The sequence below is a fragment of the Microbacterium caowuchunii genome, from assembly GCF_008727755.1.
Lineage (GTDB): Bacteria > Actinomycetota > Actinomycetes > Actinomycetales > Microbacteriaceae > Microbacterium > Microbacterium caowuchunii.
This window is the reverse complement of sequence record NZ_CP044231.1, coordinates 655,942-670,857: the sequence shown is the minus strand read 5'-3', so window position 1 is coordinate 670,857 and position 14,916 is coordinate 655,942. Positions and strand designations below refer to the sequence as shown.

Sequence of the window (14,916 nt, the reverse complement as noted above, 5' to 3'; positions counted from 1 at the left end):
TTGGAGGGCAGTCTTTCCGAGTGCTGGATGCCGATCTACGCGAATTCCGCGGGATGGCAGGACCGGCATCCAGCGTGATCAGGAGGCGCTTTCCCGGCCCAGCCAACGCATCGCGTTGCGCCAGCTGATGTCCTCCCATTCGTCGTGCGGAAGGTCCATCGACATCAGCGTCTTCGCGGTCGGCTCCTCGCGGAGCATCGCCGGGAAGTCCGATCCGACGAGCAGGCGATCGGCTCCGAGCAGGTCGATGAGGTAACGGATGGTGCGCCGGTCGAACACCATCGAGTCGTAGTAGAACCGGCGGGCGTACTCCAGCGGAGACGGCCCGTCTTCGGGCATGACGGCACGGCTCGGGTCCTTGGGCTCCTCGTTCCAGGACCCGCCCCAGAAGTAGTTGGCCCGGGGCAGCATCATCGCCAGACCACCGGCCGCGTGGCTGAAGGAGATTCGCAGATCGGGGCAGGCGGCAGCGGTGCCGCCGAGGATCATCGATGCCGCGGCGAACATCCCCTCGATGCCCACGACGTACGTCCCCATTGCGGACATCGGGAGACGGTCCATGGGCGAGGGCATGGCGTGCACGAAGACCGACAGACCGAGCCGCTCGACCTCCTGGAAGAACGGCAGGAACTTCTCATCTCCGATGGAGCTGCCGAGGATGTTGGACGCGATCTCCACACCATCGAGCCCCGCGGCCTTGATCGCGGCGAGCTCGGCGGTCGCGGCGTCCGGGTCCTGCATGGGGACCATGCCGAGACCGAACATGCGCTCCGGTGCATGCGAGGTGAGCTCGGCCGTGAAGTCGTTGACGTGCCGGGCGAGCGAGAGCCCGTCGGCGGCGGGGAGGTCGTACTTCAGCAGGGGCGGCATCGGGCTGATGACCTCCGCGTCGACCCCGGAGGCGTCCATGGCCTCGATCCGGCGTTCGGCTTCGAAGAACACCTCCTTCGCCGGGAAGCGGGTGGCACCGAAGACGAGCAGCCGATTGGTGCTGTCCTCGATGGGCTCCATGTGCGGGAAGCACTCGGGGGCGTCAGCCGGGTAGTCCTTGGGCAGGAAATGGGCGTGTGCGTCGATGATCACGGGATGCCTCTCGTCGTCGGGTCAGGAGAAGTTCGGGTGGACGGACACGTGGATGGCCGACTTGTCCTCGGTCTCACCCGCGAGGGTGTCGATGGCGAGGCCGACCTCGTCCAGTCCGAAGGTGTGCGTGTGCAGCTTCTCCAGCGGGAAGCGGCCGGATTCGAGCAGGGCGATGGCCTTGCGGTTCGCGTCGACATCCACGCCGAACGCGCCCTTGATCGTGATGGCGCGGTTGATGATGATGTCCGTGACGAGCGGGATCTCCCGACTGCCCTTGAGGCCCGCCAGAACCACCCGGCCGCCGTGGCGGACGCTCTTGAGAGCATCCGTGATCGGCCCGCCTGCCATCGGGGTCAGATCCAGCGCCACGTCGACACCGCGGCCGTCGGTGATCTCCTGCACGGCCTCGACGATGTCCCTGCCCTCGTCGCCGTCGACGACGACGGTGTGATCGGCGCCGAGTTCGCGCGCGATCTCCAGCTTGTGCGCGTCGGAGGCGAGACCGGTGACGATGATGTTCTCTGCGCCGGCGGCCTTCGCGGCGATGACCGCGGCGAGTCCACGCTGGCCCGCACCCAGCACCAGCAGGCTGTCCCCGAGACCTACCTCCCCCAGGCCGACAGCCCAGCGCACTCCCGCGCCGAGCGGGTTGTACATGGCCGCGATCTCCGCCGGCAGGGTCTTGTCGATCTTGTGGACGACGGAGTTCGGCGAGATGTACATGTACTCGGCGAACCCGCCCCAGAGGGTCGGTGCCACCTCGATGCCGGTCACACCGTGCCCGTACTTACGGAATCGGCACGCCTGGTAGCGCCCGGTGAGGCAGTCGTCGCAGGCGCGGCAGGGGACGATGACCTCGAGTGCGACCCGGTCGCCCACCTGGACTCCCCAGCGCTCGGCCGCACGCTCGCCGACCTCCTCGATGATGCCCATCGGCTCGTGGCCGGGGATGAACGGTCCCCGGTCGGGGGCACCGATGTGCCCGCGGAAGATCTCCACATCGCTTCCGCAGATGCCGTTCGCCTCCACCCGGAGCAGCCCGTCGTCGGGGCCGATCTGCGGCCGCGGGAACTCGCGCATCTCGATCTTCCGCGGACCGGTCTGCACCGCTGCGCGCACCATCTGAGTCATGTCGTCTTTCTCGTTTCTGTCGTGGTCGGGGCTTCGTCGCCGCGCCTGGGTCAGTGCGCCGCGACGGCGCTCTTGGGAACGGAGGTGATCGGCGGTCCGGGCGGGAAGAAACTCATCGGCCCGCCGTCGACGGCGAGGATCTGCCCGGTCACCCACCGCGCTCGGTCGCTGAGCAGGAAGAGCGCGGCGTGGGCGATGTCCCACGCGGATCCCTCCGATTTCAGGGTGGTCGCCTTGCGGCGGGGTTCGCGCATGTTCTCGTCCATGTTGGACGCGGCGAACGACCCCCAGATCGCGCCCACGGCGATGCCGTTCACGCGGATCCCCTGCGGACCCAGCGTCGTGGCCGCACCCTCCGTCATGTTCTCGACGCCCGCCTTGGCGACGCAGTACGGCATGCCCGGCCCGCGTCCCCGCACACCGACGGAGGAGATGTTGAGGATGGCGCTGCCCCGGGGCATCAGCGGGACGGCGTGCCGGGTGACGTACCAGGCGGACTTCAGGTTGATGTCGATGAGTTCGGAGAAGCGCTCCGGGGTCACATCGAAGATGCCGGCGCGGTCACCGCTCGCGACGTTGTTGACGAGTGTGTCGAGACCGCCCAGCAACCGGGCCGCCTCGTCGACGGCACGGTCGCATTCGAGGTCGTCGGTGACGTCGGCGACGATGGGGATGGCCTCTCCCCCGCTCGCGCGGATCCGTTCCACGGTGCGGTCGGCCGCTTCCTGCGACCGGTCCAGCACCGCGACTCGGGCGCCGTGCGCGGCGAGCAGTCGCGCGATGGCGTACCCGACGCCCGGGAGATCGCCGTTCTGCCCGGCGCCGGTCACGAGTGCGGTCCGTCCGGTCATCCACTGCTCGCCAAGGTGCGCGAGCGGGTCCTCGAGGGGGTCCAGCGTGCCGGGCGCAGCCGTCACGACGCCTCCCCCGTGGTGATCGGCACGGAGATGCCGGACCAGTCGGCGAAGAAGCGCACCACCATGGAGATGCCCGCCGTCCGCGATCCCGCGACGGCGATCAGCACCTTGTCCTCGGCGCCCTCGGCGACCGTGCGCTGGAAGGTCTCCGAGCCGGCGCCGTCACCGGGGCGACGCACGCCCTTCTCCGCGAAGTCCTTGCCGGCACGGGCGAGCTGGTCGCTCGAGCGGCCGGAATGCCGGGCGAGCCAGGCAGCCACGTCCTCCCGGCTGTAGCCGGCATCGGCGAGCAGCCGGGCGTGCTCGGGGCAGAGGACGACCCCCACCATGGCGTTCTTGAAGATCCAGGAGCCGGAGCGTCCGATGGTGTCGGCGAAGTCGCTCAGCAGCTGCTCCGGGTCGGTGGTGTGCCGGTTGTCGACGTACTCGCAGGTGCGCAGGAGGGTGGTCGTGACCGCGTTCCCGGGCACGCCGCGGCTCTCCGCCAGCGGCGGCCACGGGCTGTCCTCCTCGTTCTCACCGAAGCAGATCGACCACCGGCCGGGCACCCCCTGGGTCGCCTGCTCCAGCTCGTGCGGGATGACGCCGAAGGCGTTACGCACGATGAGTCCGATGGCGCGGGCGACGGTCGCGTTCGCCCGGAACCCGGGCCCGAACACGCCGCCCGTGCTGTTGAAGCCGAGCTCTTCGCGGATCGGCCCGTTCACGATGATCAGAGGAGCCGGGCCGCTGGTGGACTGCCATCCGCCGCCGCCGGTCGCACGCTCCCGCATGAGCGCCTCCCAGGCGGCCAGGACGACCGGGAAGTACTCGGGCTTGCATCCGGCCATGGCCGCGTTGATCGCGGCCAGCTCCACGGTGACCGTGCGATCGACCTGCGGCATCCGGCCGATGATCTCCTCCGCCGGGCGTCCGCCGGCCTCGAGGAAACGATCGACGAGCGGCCGGCTCGCCGGGACGAGCGGCAGACCGTCCGACCAGCCCTGCTCGTAGCAGTGCTCGATGGCCGCCTGCGCGATGTCGGGATCCAGGATGTCGGTCTCGGTGGGGGTGGTGGTGGTCATCGTGCCGTCTCCGTCTCTCCGAGGAGCATTCCGACGACCTGCGGCAGGAGGCCGGCGGCACGCTCGCGCACCTGTTCCTCCGTCAGCGCGGCCATCGGGTGCTCCGTGGTGATCCACTCGTAGTCGGGATCGCCCTGCACGCCCGCCATCATGCGTCCGGTGGTCAGGAACGCGTCGGTGAGGACGACCGCGGCGGGCAGCCCCGCGCGTTCGAAGTTGATGCCGTCGGCGACGGCGGCGGCGCTGCACGATCCGCAGTCTCCGACGCCCGTGATCACGACGTCGCAGCTGTCCCGGTATCGCCCGACGATCGTCTCGTCGACGGGGATCGAGAAGCTCTGCTTGGTCTCGACGATGCTGACTCCGGCGGCACCGTGCTTCTCCACCAGCAGCTCGCCCACCGTCTGGAGGAACAGCATGGCGTTGTGCTTCGTGTTGTCCAGGAGCCCGATGCGGACTCCGGCGAGCGACGCGGGGCGGGGGGCGTGCACGGACGGTGCAGCCTCCTGATCGGCCGCGGCACGGCCGGTCGGGTCGAGTATGGCGTTGGGCATGGGTCTTCCTTTCCCCTCGGGACGGACACCTGTGCGGCGCCGTCCGGGGACGGCGCCGCACAGGTCACCGGGTCAGATGTCGTGGACGATCACGCCTCGGATGTTCCGCCCCTCGGTGAGGTCGCGGTAGGCCTGGTTGACCTCATCGAGCGCGTACGTCCGCGTGATCAGTTCGTCGATCTTCAGGTCCCCCGCACGGTACAGGCCGAGCAGCTTCGGGATGTCCGAGAGCGGGTTGCAGTCCCCGAACAGAGCGCCCCGGATCTGACGCTGGTAGCCGATGAGCGCGCCGCCGTGCACGTGCACGGCCTTCTCCGCGATGTGGCCGACCGCGGTGATCGTGACCTTCCCGCCCTTGCCAGTCATCATGACCCCGGAGTTGACCATCTCCTCCGTCACGGCGTTGGGCGTCATGATCACGTGGTCGGCCAACTGACCCCAGGTGGTCTCGGCGACGAACTCGTGCGCTTCGGCGGCGGTGGCGAACGCCTCGGTGGCGCCGAAGGTCTTCGCGCTCTCGCGCTTGAACTCCACCGGGTCGACGACGACGACGTTCTTGGCTCCCGCGTAACGGGCGCCCTGCACGGCGTTGCTGCCGACTCCGCCGGCCCCGAAGACGACGACCGTGTCACCGGCGCGGACGCCCGCGGCGTAGACCGCCGAGCCCCAGCCGGTCGGGACACCGCACCCGACGAGGGAACCGACCTCGAACGGGATGTCGTCGGGGAGCGGCACGACAGCCCACTCCGAGACGACGGCGTACTGGGAGAAGGTACCCAGCGAGCAGAACCCGCCGAAGTCCTCACCGTCCTTGTGGAAGCGGAAGGTGCCGTCCAGGAACATGCCGGTGCCGGCGTTGAGGCCCTTGACGCACATGTTCTGGTGTCCCGTGGAACAGGGCCGACAGGCGCCGCAGGCGGGGATGTACGAGCAGACGACGCGGTCCCCCGGCTTCACCCGGCGCACGTTCGGTCCGACCGACTCCACGATCCCGGATCCCTCATGGCCGCCGACGATCGGGAACCGCACGGGCGCGTCGCCCTCGGTGATGTGGTGGTCCGAGTGGCAGAGCCCGGATGCGGCGAACTTGATCCGGACCTCGTGCTCCTTCGGGTCGTCGAGCTGAAGGTCGGTGATCTCCCACTCCTGGTGGGGTTCCCGGGCGATCGCCGCGCGAGTGGTGATGGTTGCCATAGACGTGTTCCTCTCAGCGCCTGGGGAGTGCGGCGTCGCGCATCGACACCGTCTTGACCTGCGTCCATTCGAGTACCGAGTCGGCACCCATGGTCCGGCCGAACCCGCTGCTCTTGAACCCGCCGAACGGACCGCCGATGACGCCGGCGCCCAGGGCGTTGTTGATTCCCACCTGGCCCGCCTGCAGTCGCCGGCTCATCCGGACGGCGGTGCCCACGTCGCGGGTCCACACGGAGGCCACCAGACCGTAGTCGGTGCCGTTGGCGACCTCGATCGCCTCGGCCTCGTCGTCGACCGGGATCACCGAGAGCACCGGGCCGAAGATCTCCTCGCGGGCGATCCGCATGCCCGGGTCGACCTTGTCGAACAGGGTCGGCTGGACGAAGAACCCGTTCCCGTAGTCGCTGCCCTGCGGAACGCCACCGCCGGTGACGACGTCGGCGCCGGCGGCGCGACCGATCTCGATGTACTCCAGCACCCGCTCGTGCTGCTTCTGGTTGATCAGCGGTCCCATGTTCACGGGCTGGTGCCAGGGGCCGACCGTCACCTTCTCCATCTGCGCCGCGAGCCGGTCCACCAGTTCGGCGTGGATGCTGCGCATCACGACGACGCGGGACCCTGCTGCGCAGACCTGCCCGGTGTTCAGCGTGATCCCGGAGACCATCGCCGGGACGGCCGCATCCAGGTTCGCATCCGCGAAGACCACCTGCGGCGACTTGCCGCCGAGCTCCAGGTGCAGAGGGGTGAGGTTGCGGGCACACGCTTCCATGACCAGCGCGCCGGTCTGCGGGGAGCCGGTGAAGCCCATCCGGCGGATGCGCGGGTGCGCGGGAACCGCGGCTCCCGCCTCATGCCCGTACCCGGTGACGACGTTGATGACACCCGCCGGGATGCCGGCCTCGAGTGCCAGCTTCGCCAGCGCGAGCGGGGTGAGCGGCGCGTCCTCCGCCGGCTTCATGACCATGGTGTTCCCCGCCGCGATCGCGGCGCCCACCTCGGTGACGAACATCGGCCCCGGGGCGTTCCAGGGGATGATGCCGCCGACGACGCCGTACGGCTCACGCAGGGTGAAACCGAGCGTCTCCGGCGAGTAGGTGGGCAACGAGATCCCCTGGACCTTGTCGGCCTGCCCCGCGATGAATCGCAACTGTCCGGGGGTGCCGAGCGGGCCCCAGCTGGGTCGGCCGACCTCCTGGCGCTCGATCTCGTCGATCTCCGCGGCGCGCTGCTCGATCAGGTCCGCCCAGCGGAACAGCAGCCGGCCGCGGCTGGTGGCGTCGAGGTCGCGCCAGGCCGGGAGGGCCTTCTCCGCGGCCTGGACGGCGAGTTCCACGTCCTCCGCGGTACCTCGGGGGATGCGGGCGAGCAATTGGCGGTTCGCCGGGTTGAGGACGTCGATGGTCTCACCGGACGTTGCGGGGACCCACTCTCCGCCGATCAGCTGGGCGCCGTCGACGAGCAGGTCGCTCTGGATGGTGGAGGGGTTGTCGGACGCGATAGTCATGGTCTCTGCTCCTTCGAAGAGGGGAACGGTCCGGGGTCAGTGATCGATGAGGACGACGCCGCGGATGTTCTTTCCGTCCAGCATGTCCTGATAGCCCTCGTTGACCTGGTCGAGCGTGTATCGGTTGGTGATGAGCTCGTCGAGCTTGAGGTGCCCCGTCTTGTAGAGGCTCAGCAGGCGCGGCACGTCGTACAGCGGGTTGCTTCCTCCGTAGATGGCCCCCTGCACACGACGCTGGTAGCCGATCAGCATCCCGGGGTTCTCCTCGAGCCGGCCGTTGCCGACCGCGGTGATGGTGACCTGTCCGGTCTTCCCGACGATGCTGATCGCGTCGTGGATGACCTTGTCGTGGAGCGAGCCGACCGTGATGATCGCGTGGTCGGCGAGTTCGCCCCAGGTGGCGTCGATCACGAACTCGCTGGCCTCCTCAGCCGTCGCGAACGTGTGGGTGGCGCCGAACACCTTCGCCATGTCCCGCTTGAACTCGACCGGGTCGACGACCACGACGCGCTGCGCACCGGCGTATGCCGCACCCTGCACGGCGTTGCTGCCGACACCGCCGGCACCGTAGATCACCACGGTCTGCCCGGCGCGGACGCCGGCGGCGTGCACCGCGGTCCCCCATCCGGTGGGGACGGCGCAGCCGACCAGGGCCGCGACCTCGAACGGGATGTCATCGGGGATCGGGATGACCGAGTACTCCGAGACGACCGAATACTGCGAGAAGGTGCCGAGCACGCAGAGGCCACCGAAGTCCACACCGTCCTGGTGGAAGCGGAAGGTGCCGTCGGGGAACTCCCCGGTGGACGCGTTCTTGCCGGCGTCGCAGAGGTTCTGGCGACCGGTGGAACAGTACCGGCAGGACCCGCAGGCGGGGATGAAGGAACACACCACGTGGTCGCCGACCCGGACCCGGGTCACGCCCTCGCCGATCGCGTCGACCACGCCCGCGCCTTCGTGACCGCCCACCACGGGCATCCGCATGGCGGCGTCGCCCTTCTGGATGTGGTCGTCGGAATGGCACATCCCGGCGGCGTAGAACTTGATGCGGACCTCGTTGGCACGGGGCTCGTCGAGTTCGAGCTCGGTGACTTCCCAGGGCTGGCCGGGTGCGCGGCACACGACCGCGCGGGTGGTCATACTCATGTGACCTCTTTCGGTGATGGCTTTTTGAGGGGACGGTTCGGCCGCACCTTTGCGGTATCGCCACCGGTGAGCACCGACCCCACGACTGACTCCACCGTGGGCCGGGCGGGGCCGCCAGACCACCGGGCTTTCGTCTTGCGGAAGACAATCTCCCCGCCGCGGGGGCGGTCGCCGATCCTCGGCGCTTCGGCCTTCTGTGCAGCGGAAGGTGGCGTCCTGCGCCCGCGGGGCTGCCGCTTAACTGTCGACGTCCCTGTCCCGATCACCGAAGGATTCTCGTGATTGACAAGTTCCGAGACGATCTCCTGGCCGAGCTCGACGTCATCCCGTCGGGGTCGACGATCGCGATCGGCGGCTTCGGCAGCTCCGGCCGTCCGGACGCACTGCTGAACGGCCTGTGCGATCTGGACAAGCGCGACCTGCACGTGTACGTCAACAACGTGGGCGACGACTTCACCGGCGTGGGCCGGCTCATCGCCGAGGGGCGGGTGCGCCGCTTCACGGGATCGTTCCCGATCCTGCAGCACTTCTACGACGACTACTTCGCCGGGAAGGTCGAACTCGAACTCGTCCCGCAGGGCGCGTTGGCCGAGCGGATGCGGGCCGGCGGCGCCGGCATCGCGGCCTTCTTCGCGCCGTCCGGGGCGGGCACGATGCTCGCCGACGGGAGCTTCCCGCTCTCCTACGGTCCCGACGGGGTCCGCGAGCACGTGCCCGCGAAGGAGACACGGGTGTTCAACGGGCGCGAACACGTGCTCGAGTACGGCATCTTCGCCGACTACAGTCTCGTCAAGGCGCAGAAGGGGGACCGCAAGGGGAACCTGCGATTCCACCTCTCCGCCCGCAACTTCAACCCTCCGGCGGCGATGTGCGGCCGGACCACCTTCGCGGAGGTCGAGCAGCTCGTCGAGGTCGACGAGCTCGGCGCCGACGACGTCCACATCCCCGGCGTGTTCATCGACCACGTGGTCATGACCGCCGCACCGATACCCGCCGATCCGGCGACGATCCAGGGAGGTCCCCGTTGACCATCGCCGACTCCGCTCCCCCGGCCCTCGCCGGCCGCACCCGTGACGAGATCGCCCGGCGGGTCGCCGCGGACCTCGTCGACGGGTACACCGTCAACCTGGGCGTCGGGATCCCGTTGCTCGTGCCCCACCACATCCCCGAGGGCGTGGAGGTGTTCCTGCAGTCCGAGAACGGCGTACTGGGCATGGGCCCGCACCCCGGGGAGGGCAACGAGGACCCCGACCTGACGGATGCGGGGAAGCAGCCCGCCAGCCTCATCCCGGGCGCGGCCATCGTCGACTCGGCGACCTCGTTCGCCATCATCCGCGGCGGCCACCTCGACGTCACGATCCTGGGCGCGCTGCAGGTCTCCGCCGGCGGCGACCTCGCCAACTGGTACGTGCCGGGCAGGAACCCCGCGGTGGGCGGCGCGATGGATCTGGTCGCCGGCACCCGGGAGGTCTGGGTGTGCATGGAGCACGTGGACCGCCAGGGGCGCCCGAAGATCGTGCCGGAGTGCACGTTCCCGCTCACCGGCACCGGTGTCGTGACGCGGGTGTACACCGACCTGGCGAACTTCCGCGTCGAGGACGGCGCACTGGTGCTGACCGAGTGCGCCGACGGGGTCACGGTGGACGACATCCGCGCACGCACGACCGCGGACTTCACCGTGGAGCTCTCCCGATGACCGGCCAGGCCTCCGGGATCGACGTCGACGAGATCGTCGCGATCGATGTGCACACGCACGCGCATCGCTCGGTGCACGAGACGGCGCACGATGGCGCCGGCAACGACGACATGGGCCAGTACTTCGGCATCGGCACGATGCCGCACTACAGCGTCCCCGAGCTGGCCGCCTACTACCGCGAGCGGAAGATGGCCGCGGTCGTCTTCACCGTGGACAGCATCTCCCAGTCCGGCGAGGACCCGGTCCCCGGGAACCTGGAGATCGCCGAGCTCTCCGCCGAGCACCGCGACGTGCTCATCCCGTTCGCGAGCGTGGATCCGGCGCGCGGCAAGGCCGGCGTCGAGATGGCCCGCCGGCTCATCGAGGACCACGGGGTACGCGGCTTCAAGTTCCATCCCAGCGTGCAGGCGTTCTACCCGAACGACCGGCTCGCCTACCCGCTGTACGAGCTCATCGAGGAGCACGGCCTGGTCGCGCTGTTCCACAGCGGTCAGACCGGCGTGGGCGCCGGCACCCCGGGCGGCGGCGGCGTCCGATTGAAGTACGCCAACCCGCTGCACCTCGACGACGTCGCGGTGGACTTCCCCGGGATGGACATCATCATCGCCCACCCGTCCTTCCCCTGGCAGGACGAGGCGCTGTCCGTCGCCACGCACAAGCCGCGCGTCTACATCGACCTCTCCGGGTGGTCCCCCAAGTACTTCCCGCCTCAGCTCGTGCAGTACGCGAACACCCTGCTGAAGGACAAGATGCTCTTCGGCTCGGACTTCCCGGTCATCACACCGGAGCGCTGGATGCGGGACTTCGAACGTCTGGAGCTGAAGCCCGAGGTGCGACCGCTCATCCTGAAGGAGAATGCGGCACGGCTGTTCGGACTGCGCGGCACCGCCGACGCGAGCTGACCACGGCGCGCTGCGCCACGAGGAGGAACCCATGCAGGATGTCGACGGCAGAGTAGCCGTGATCACGGGTGGTTCCAGCGGCATCGGCCGCGGGATCGCCCTCGCCTTCGCCCGGGCCGGGATGCGCGTGGTCGTCACCGGCCGCCGTCCCGAGCATCTGGCCGAGACGGTCGAATCGTTCGCCGCGGAGGGGCTGGAGGTCCACCCGATGCAGGTGGACGTGACCGACCTGTCCGCGATGCGCGCGGCCGCCGACGAGGTGCAGGCCCGTTTCGGCCGGGTGGACGTGCTGGTCAACAACGCCGGGATCGGGCTGACCGGCCCGGTCGCGTCCGCCCTGCCGACGGACTGGGACTGGGTGATCGACGTCAACATCAGGGGGGTCGGCAACGGCATCCAGGCCTTCCTGCCGAAGATCCTCGAGAACGGGGACGGCGGGCACATCGTGAACACGTCCTCGATGGCGGGCCTCATGCCCATCGTCGCCGGGCTCTACTCGATGACCAAGGCCGCGGTGATCGGGCTCTCGGAGGCGCTGCACATCGAGCTGAAGCCCGCCGGCGTCGGCGTGTCCGTGTACTGCCCCGGGCCCGTCCACAGCAACATCGCCACCGCGGTCGCCGCGCGTCCCGAGCAGTACGGGGAGTCGGGCTACACGGCACCCGATCCGTCGTTCGCCGAGTTCGCCCGCGCGCAGCCGTACATGACGGCCGAGGAAGCCGGCGAGCGGGTGCTCGCGGGGCTCCGGCGGGGCGATCTGTTCATCCTCACGCATCCCGAGTTCCGGGCGGGTGTGATCGAGCGGCACGCCACGATCGAGGCGGCGTTCCCGGACGAGCCGATCGACGAGGCACGCAAGGCCGCCATCCCGTTCCTGCTCTCCTCCCCGGTCTACGCGGAGGAGAACCGGCTGCAGCCACCCGTGCTCACGCGTACGGTCTGAGCGCACGTGAGACCGCCCCGGGGAGCTCGTCCTCGGGGCGGTCTCACGTTGCGTCGCAGAATCGGACGTACGTCGCACGATTGCGGGCAGGTCTGCGGCCTCGGTGCGATCCTGCGAACAAGACGCAGGTCGAGCCGACACGTCCGGCGGGTCTACTCCCCGGCGTGGACGTCGACCGGGTAGTCCAGCGCGATCCGCTCCGCGTCGACCCCGAGCATCGGGGCGAGCATCGCCCGCATCAGGGGCTTCGGCACGAGGCACTCCGCGCAGGCGTCCGGGCCGGCCGAGATCTTCACGACCGCGTCCTGGCCCTGCAGTTCGTAATCGAGGTGGTAGTCGTCCGCCGCGAGGCTGGCCTGCATACCCGCCAGTTGAGTCTCATCCGTCGGCATAGCCGCTCCTCTCGTTTTGATCGACAGTAGGACTCCTCCGATAGGCTCGCGACGAGTTCTTCCACCTGCCGGAAGCCGGCGCCTCTCGAGAGGGTTTTCGACCCACACTCGGAAGCGACCCCTTCCAGCTCACGGAAGGACGCGTCCCCCCGGGACCGGACGTCGGACAGAGCTGTCCGACGATGAGAACACAGCATGGAGGTCGATCGACGATGACCCTGACCCAGATGACGACAACGGCGCGGACGGCGCCCATGACCGCCGCACAGCGCGTGCTGGCGGTCCTCGAGGCATTCGATCAGGAGCACATCGTGCTCACTCTCAGCGAGATCAGTCGCCGCGTCGGCCTGAGTCTCAGCACGACCCACCGGCTCGTGGGCGAACTGCGCGAGTGGGGCGCGTTGGAGCGCTCCGCCGACGGCAAGTACGCGATCGGGATGCGGATCCTCGAGCTGGGGTGCCTCGAGCCGCAGGGTCTGAAGCTCCGGGACGTCGCGCTCCCCCTCCTCGGCGACCTGCAGGCCGCGACGAACGCCAATGTGCACCTGGCCGTCCGCGACGGCCACGACGTCGTCTACGTGGAATCCCTCCGGGCACGCAACGGGGCGCGCGTGCTGAGCCGTCTCGGCGGACGCTGGCCGCTGCACGCGACCGGAACCGGACTCGTGCTCCTGGCCTTCTCCGGCCCCGATCTCCAGGAGGCCGTGCTCTCCTCCACGCTGAAGAGGTTCACGCCGAAGACCATCACGGATGCCGACGAGTTGCGCCGCACGCTCGCGCAGGTGCGCCGCACCGGCATCGCGGTCGTCGAGGACTCGATCACGGTCGACGCGATCGCCGTCGCCGTCCCGGTCCGCGGGCCGCGTGACCGGCTGGTCGCGGCCCTCGGTGTCACGGTCCCCACCAACACCGCGTCGCCGACCGCCCTGCTGCCCGCACTGACGGCGACGGCGCGGGCGATCTCGCGCGGGCTCGGGGCGCCGTCCGCGATCGGCCGCCCCAACACCGCCGCATAGCCGCACCGAAGACGTCGGCCGGACCCACGCGGGTCCGGCCGACGTCTTCGTTCCGTCCGGTGAAAGACCTCATCGCAGTGGCACTCGGTGTCACTAAGCTCCCTCAGGGATGCACCCTGACGAGGAGGTCGATTGCATGAGCGGTGGATGGTTCGAAACGATCGCGGAGGCACAGCGCCGCGCGAAGAAGCGCTTGCCGGCGTCCGTCTACGGGGCGCTGCTGGCCGGCTCCGAGCGCGGGGTCACCTATGAGGACAACCTCGCGGCGTTCGCCGAACTCGGCTTCGCACCCCATGTCGCCGGCCTGTCGGGCCAGCGCGACCACAGCACCAGCGTGATGGGGATCGACATCTCGCTGCCGGTGATCATCTCGCCCACCGGCGTGCAGGCGGTCCACCCCGAGGGCGAGGTCGCGGTGGCCCGCGCCGCGGCCGCGCGCGGCACGATCATGAGCCTCAGCTCCTTCGCCAGCAAGCCGGTGGAGGACGTGGTCGCGGCGAACGAGAACACGTTCTACCAGGTGTACTGGATGGGCACGCGCGAGGTCATGAAGCGCCGCTTGGACCGCGCCCGCGCAGCGGGGGCGAAGGGCATCATCGCGACGCTCGACTGGACCTTCTCCAACGGCCGCGACTGGGGCAGCCCGTGGATCCCGGACCGGCTCGACCTGAAGACGGCGGCGCGGTTCGCCCCGCAGGCGCTTCGTCGCCCCGGCTGGTTGTGGAGCTTCGCCAAGACCGGCCGCGTCCCCGACCTCACCACGCCGAACCTGTCGGCCGCGGGCGAACCCGCGCCCACGTTCTTCGGCGCTTACGGCGAGTGGATGGGGACCCCCCTGCCCACCTGGGAGGACATCGCCTGGCTCCGCGAGGAATGGGGCGGGCCGTTCCTCCTCAAGGGAGTGTCCCGTCTGGACGACGCCCGCCGCGCGGTCGACGCCGGCGTCACCGCGATCTCGGTCTCCAACCACGGCGGCAACAACCTCGACTCGACCCCGGCGGCGATCCGGATGCTGCCGGCGATCGCGGACGCCGTGGGCGACCAGATCGAAGTGCTGCTGGACGGCGGTATCCGCCGAGGCGGAGACGTCGCGAAGGCCCTCGCACTCGGCGCACGCGCGGTCCTCATCGGGCGCGGCTACCTCTGGGGGCTGGCCGCGAACGGTCAGGCCGGTGTGGAGAACGTGCTCGACATCCTCCGCGGGGGTCTGGACTCCGCCGTCCTCGGCCTCGGTCACTCCTCGGCGCGGGAGCTCAATCGCGACGACCTCTGGATCCCCGAGGGATTCACCCGCGAGTTCGGGGGCTCCGGCTCCGCCATCGCTCCGGCCCGGGCTGCGGCGAGCGCGCCGGAGCTGGTCTGACCGCCGGCGGG

General features: G+C 69.6%; 15 protein-coding genes. 6 read left to right on the top strand and 9 right to left on the bottom strand.

The window, feature by feature from the left end:
* Nucleotides 1-78: 78 nt before the first annotated feature.
* From F6J84_RS03155 to F6J84_RS03120, 8 genes are all read right to left on the bottom strand, one after another.
* Nucleotides 79-1,083: an amidohydrolase family protein gene (locus tag F6J84_RS03155; RefSeq protein WP_150971314.1), complete on the bottom strand. Its 1,005-nt coding sequence runs from the start codon at nt 1,081-1,083 to the stop codon at nt 79-81.
* A gap of 21 nt (nt 1,084-1,104) precedes the next feature.
* Nucleotides 1,105-2,214, bottom strand: coding sequence for a zinc-dependent alcohol dehydrogenase (locus F6J84_RS03150; protein ID WP_150892981.1), 1,110 nt, complete (start codon nt 2,212-2,214; stop codon nt 1,105-1,107).
* A 50-nt stretch (nt 2,215-2,264) separates the two neighbouring features.
* The gene (locus F6J84_RS03145; protein ID WP_202980470.1) at nt 2,265-3,131 is read right to left on the bottom strand and encodes an SDR family NAD(P)-dependent oxidoreductase; all 867 of its coding nucleotides are present in this window, start codon (nt 3,129-3,131) and stop codon (nt 2,265-2,267) included.
* On the bottom strand, nt 3,128-4,195 hold the full coding sequence (locus tag F6J84_RS03140; RefSeq protein ID WP_150971310.1) for a hypothetical protein: 1,068 nt from the start codon (nt 4,193-4,195) through the stop codon (nt 3,128-3,130). The genes F6J84_RS03145 and F6J84_RS03140 overlap by 4 nt, the downstream gene beginning before the upstream one ends.
* Nucleotides 4,192-4,749, bottom strand: coding sequence for a UGSC family (seleno)protein (locus F6J84_RS03135; protein WP_150971308.1), 558 nt, complete (start codon nt 4,747-4,749; stop codon nt 4,192-4,194). The genes F6J84_RS03140 and F6J84_RS03135 overlap by 4 nt, the downstream gene beginning before the upstream one ends.
* Before the next feature lie 72 nt (nt 4,750-4,821).
* Nucleotides 4,822-5,943, bottom strand: a complete 1,122-nt coding sequence (locus tag F6J84_RS03130) for an NDMA-dependent alcohol dehydrogenase (protein WP_150971305.1) — start codon at nt 5,941-5,943, stop codon at nt 4,822-4,824.
* A 13-nt stretch (nt 5,944-5,956) separates the two neighbouring features.
* Nucleotides 5,957-7,447, bottom strand: coding sequence for an aldehyde dehydrogenase family protein (locus F6J84_RS03125; RefSeq protein ID WP_150971303.1), 1,491 nt, complete (start codon nt 7,445-7,447; stop codon nt 5,957-5,959).
* Nucleotides 7,448-7,483: 36 nt separating this feature from the next.
* Nucleotides 7,484-8,593 carry an NDMA-dependent alcohol dehydrogenase gene (locus F6J84_RS03120; RefSeq protein ID WP_150971301.1) on the bottom strand — a complete coding sequence of 370 codons (1,110 nt, stop codon included), beginning with the start codon at nt 8,591-8,593 and terminating at the stop codon, nt 7,484-7,486.
* 278 nt (nt 8,594-8,871) lie between these two features.
* Here F6J84_RS03120 and F6J84_RS03115 point away from each other — a divergent pair, with 278 nt between their 5' ends.
* The 4 genes from F6J84_RS03115 to F6J84_RS03100 are packed head-to-tail and all read left to right on the top strand — an operon-like array spanning nt 8,872 to nt 12,134.
* On the top strand, nt 8,872-9,621 hold the full coding sequence (locus F6J84_RS03115) for a CoA transferase subunit A (protein ID WP_150971298.1): 750 nt from the start codon (nt 8,872-8,874) through the stop codon (nt 9,619-9,621).
* A complete protein-coding gene (locus F6J84_RS03110; RefSeq protein WP_275094020.1) occupies nt 9,618-10,289 on the top strand; it encodes a 3-oxoacid CoA-transferase subunit B in 672 nt (223 codons plus the stop codon). Before F6J84_RS03115 ends, F6J84_RS03110 begins: the two co-directional genes overlap by 4 nt.
* Nucleotides 10,286-11,191, top strand: a complete 906-nt coding sequence (locus F6J84_RS03105) for an amidohydrolase family protein (protein WP_191905736.1) — start codon at nt 10,286-10,288, stop codon at nt 11,189-11,191. Before F6J84_RS03110 ends, F6J84_RS03105 begins: the two co-directional genes overlap by 4 nt.
* Nucleotides 11,192-11,222: 31 nt before the next feature.
* Nucleotides 11,223-12,134, top strand: a complete 912-nt coding sequence (locus F6J84_RS03100) for an SDR family NAD(P)-dependent oxidoreductase (protein WP_191621810.1) — start codon at nt 11,223-11,225, stop codon at nt 12,132-12,134.
* 152 nt (nt 12,135-12,286) lie between these two features.
* Here F6J84_RS03100 and F6J84_RS03095 read toward each other — a convergent pair whose 3' ends face one another.
* Entirely contained in the window at nt 12,287-12,526 is a 240-nt protein-coding gene (locus tag F6J84_RS03095; protein WP_150892988.1) for a hypothetical protein, read from the bottom strand.
* A gap of 212 nt (nt 12,527-12,738) precedes the next feature.
* Between F6J84_RS03095 and F6J84_RS03090 the strand changes: the two genes are divergently transcribed.
* Both F6J84_RS03090 and mftD read left to right on the top strand, forming a co-directional pair.
* Nucleotides 12,739-13,542: an IclR family transcriptional regulator gene (locus F6J84_RS03090; RefSeq protein WP_202980469.1), complete on the top strand. Its 804-nt coding sequence runs from the start codon at nt 12,739-12,741 to the stop codon at nt 13,540-13,542.
* A gap of 136 nt (nt 13,543-13,678) precedes the next feature.
* Nucleotides 13,679-14,905 (top strand): pre-mycofactocin synthase MftD, encoded by a 1,227-nt coding sequence (gene mftD, locus F6J84_RS03085; protein ID WP_150971294.1) that lies wholly within the window; start codon nt 13,679-13,681, stop codon nt 14,903-14,905.
* Nucleotides 14,906-14,916 lie beyond the last annotated feature (11 nt).

Excerpts from the sequence above, each read along its gene's own strand:
- F6J84_RS03150 (WP_150892981.1), bottom strand. The coding sequence starts at position 2,214 with ATGACTCAGATGGTGCGCGCAGCGGTGCAGACCGGTCCGCGGAAGATC.
- F6J84_RS03140 (WP_150971310.1), bottom strand. The coding sequence starts at position 4,195 with ATGACCACCACCACCCCCACCGAGACCGACATCCTGGATCCCGACATC.
- F6J84_RS03135 (WP_150971308.1), bottom strand. The coding sequence starts at position 4,749 with ATGCCCAACGCCATACTCGACCCGACCGGCCGTGCCGCGGCCGATCAG.
- F6J84_RS03130 (WP_150971305.1), bottom strand. The coding sequence starts at position 5,943 with ATGGCAACCATCACCACTCGCGCGGCGATCGCCCGGGAACCCCACCAG.
- F6J84_RS03125 (WP_150971303.1), bottom strand. The coding sequence starts at position 7,447 with ATGACTATCGCGTCCGACAACCCCTCCACCATCCAGAGCGACCTGCTC.
- F6J84_RS03120 (WP_150971301.1), bottom strand. The coding sequence starts at position 8,593 with ATGAGTATGACCACCCGCGCGGTCGTGTGCCGCGCACCCGGCCAGCCC.
- F6J84_RS03105 (WP_191905736.1), top strand. The coding sequence starts at position 10,286 with ATGACCGGCCAGGCCTCCGGGATCGACGTCGACGAGATCGTCGCGATC.
- F6J84_RS03100 (WP_191621810.1), top strand. The coding sequence starts at position 11,223 with ATGCAGGATGTCGACGGCAGAGTAGCCGTGATCACGGGTGGTTCCAGC.
- F6J84_RS03095 (WP_150892988.1), bottom strand. The coding sequence starts at position 12,526 with ATGCCGACGGATGAGACTCAACTGGCGGGTATGCAGGCCAGCCTCGCG.
- F6J84_RS03090 (WP_202980469.1), top strand. The coding sequence starts at position 12,739 with ATGACCCTGACCCAGATGACGACAACGGCGCGGACGGCGCCCATGACC.
- mftD (WP_150971294.1), top strand. The coding sequence starts at position 13,679 with ATGAGCGGTGGATGGTTCGAAACGATCGCGGAGGCACAGCGCCGCGCG.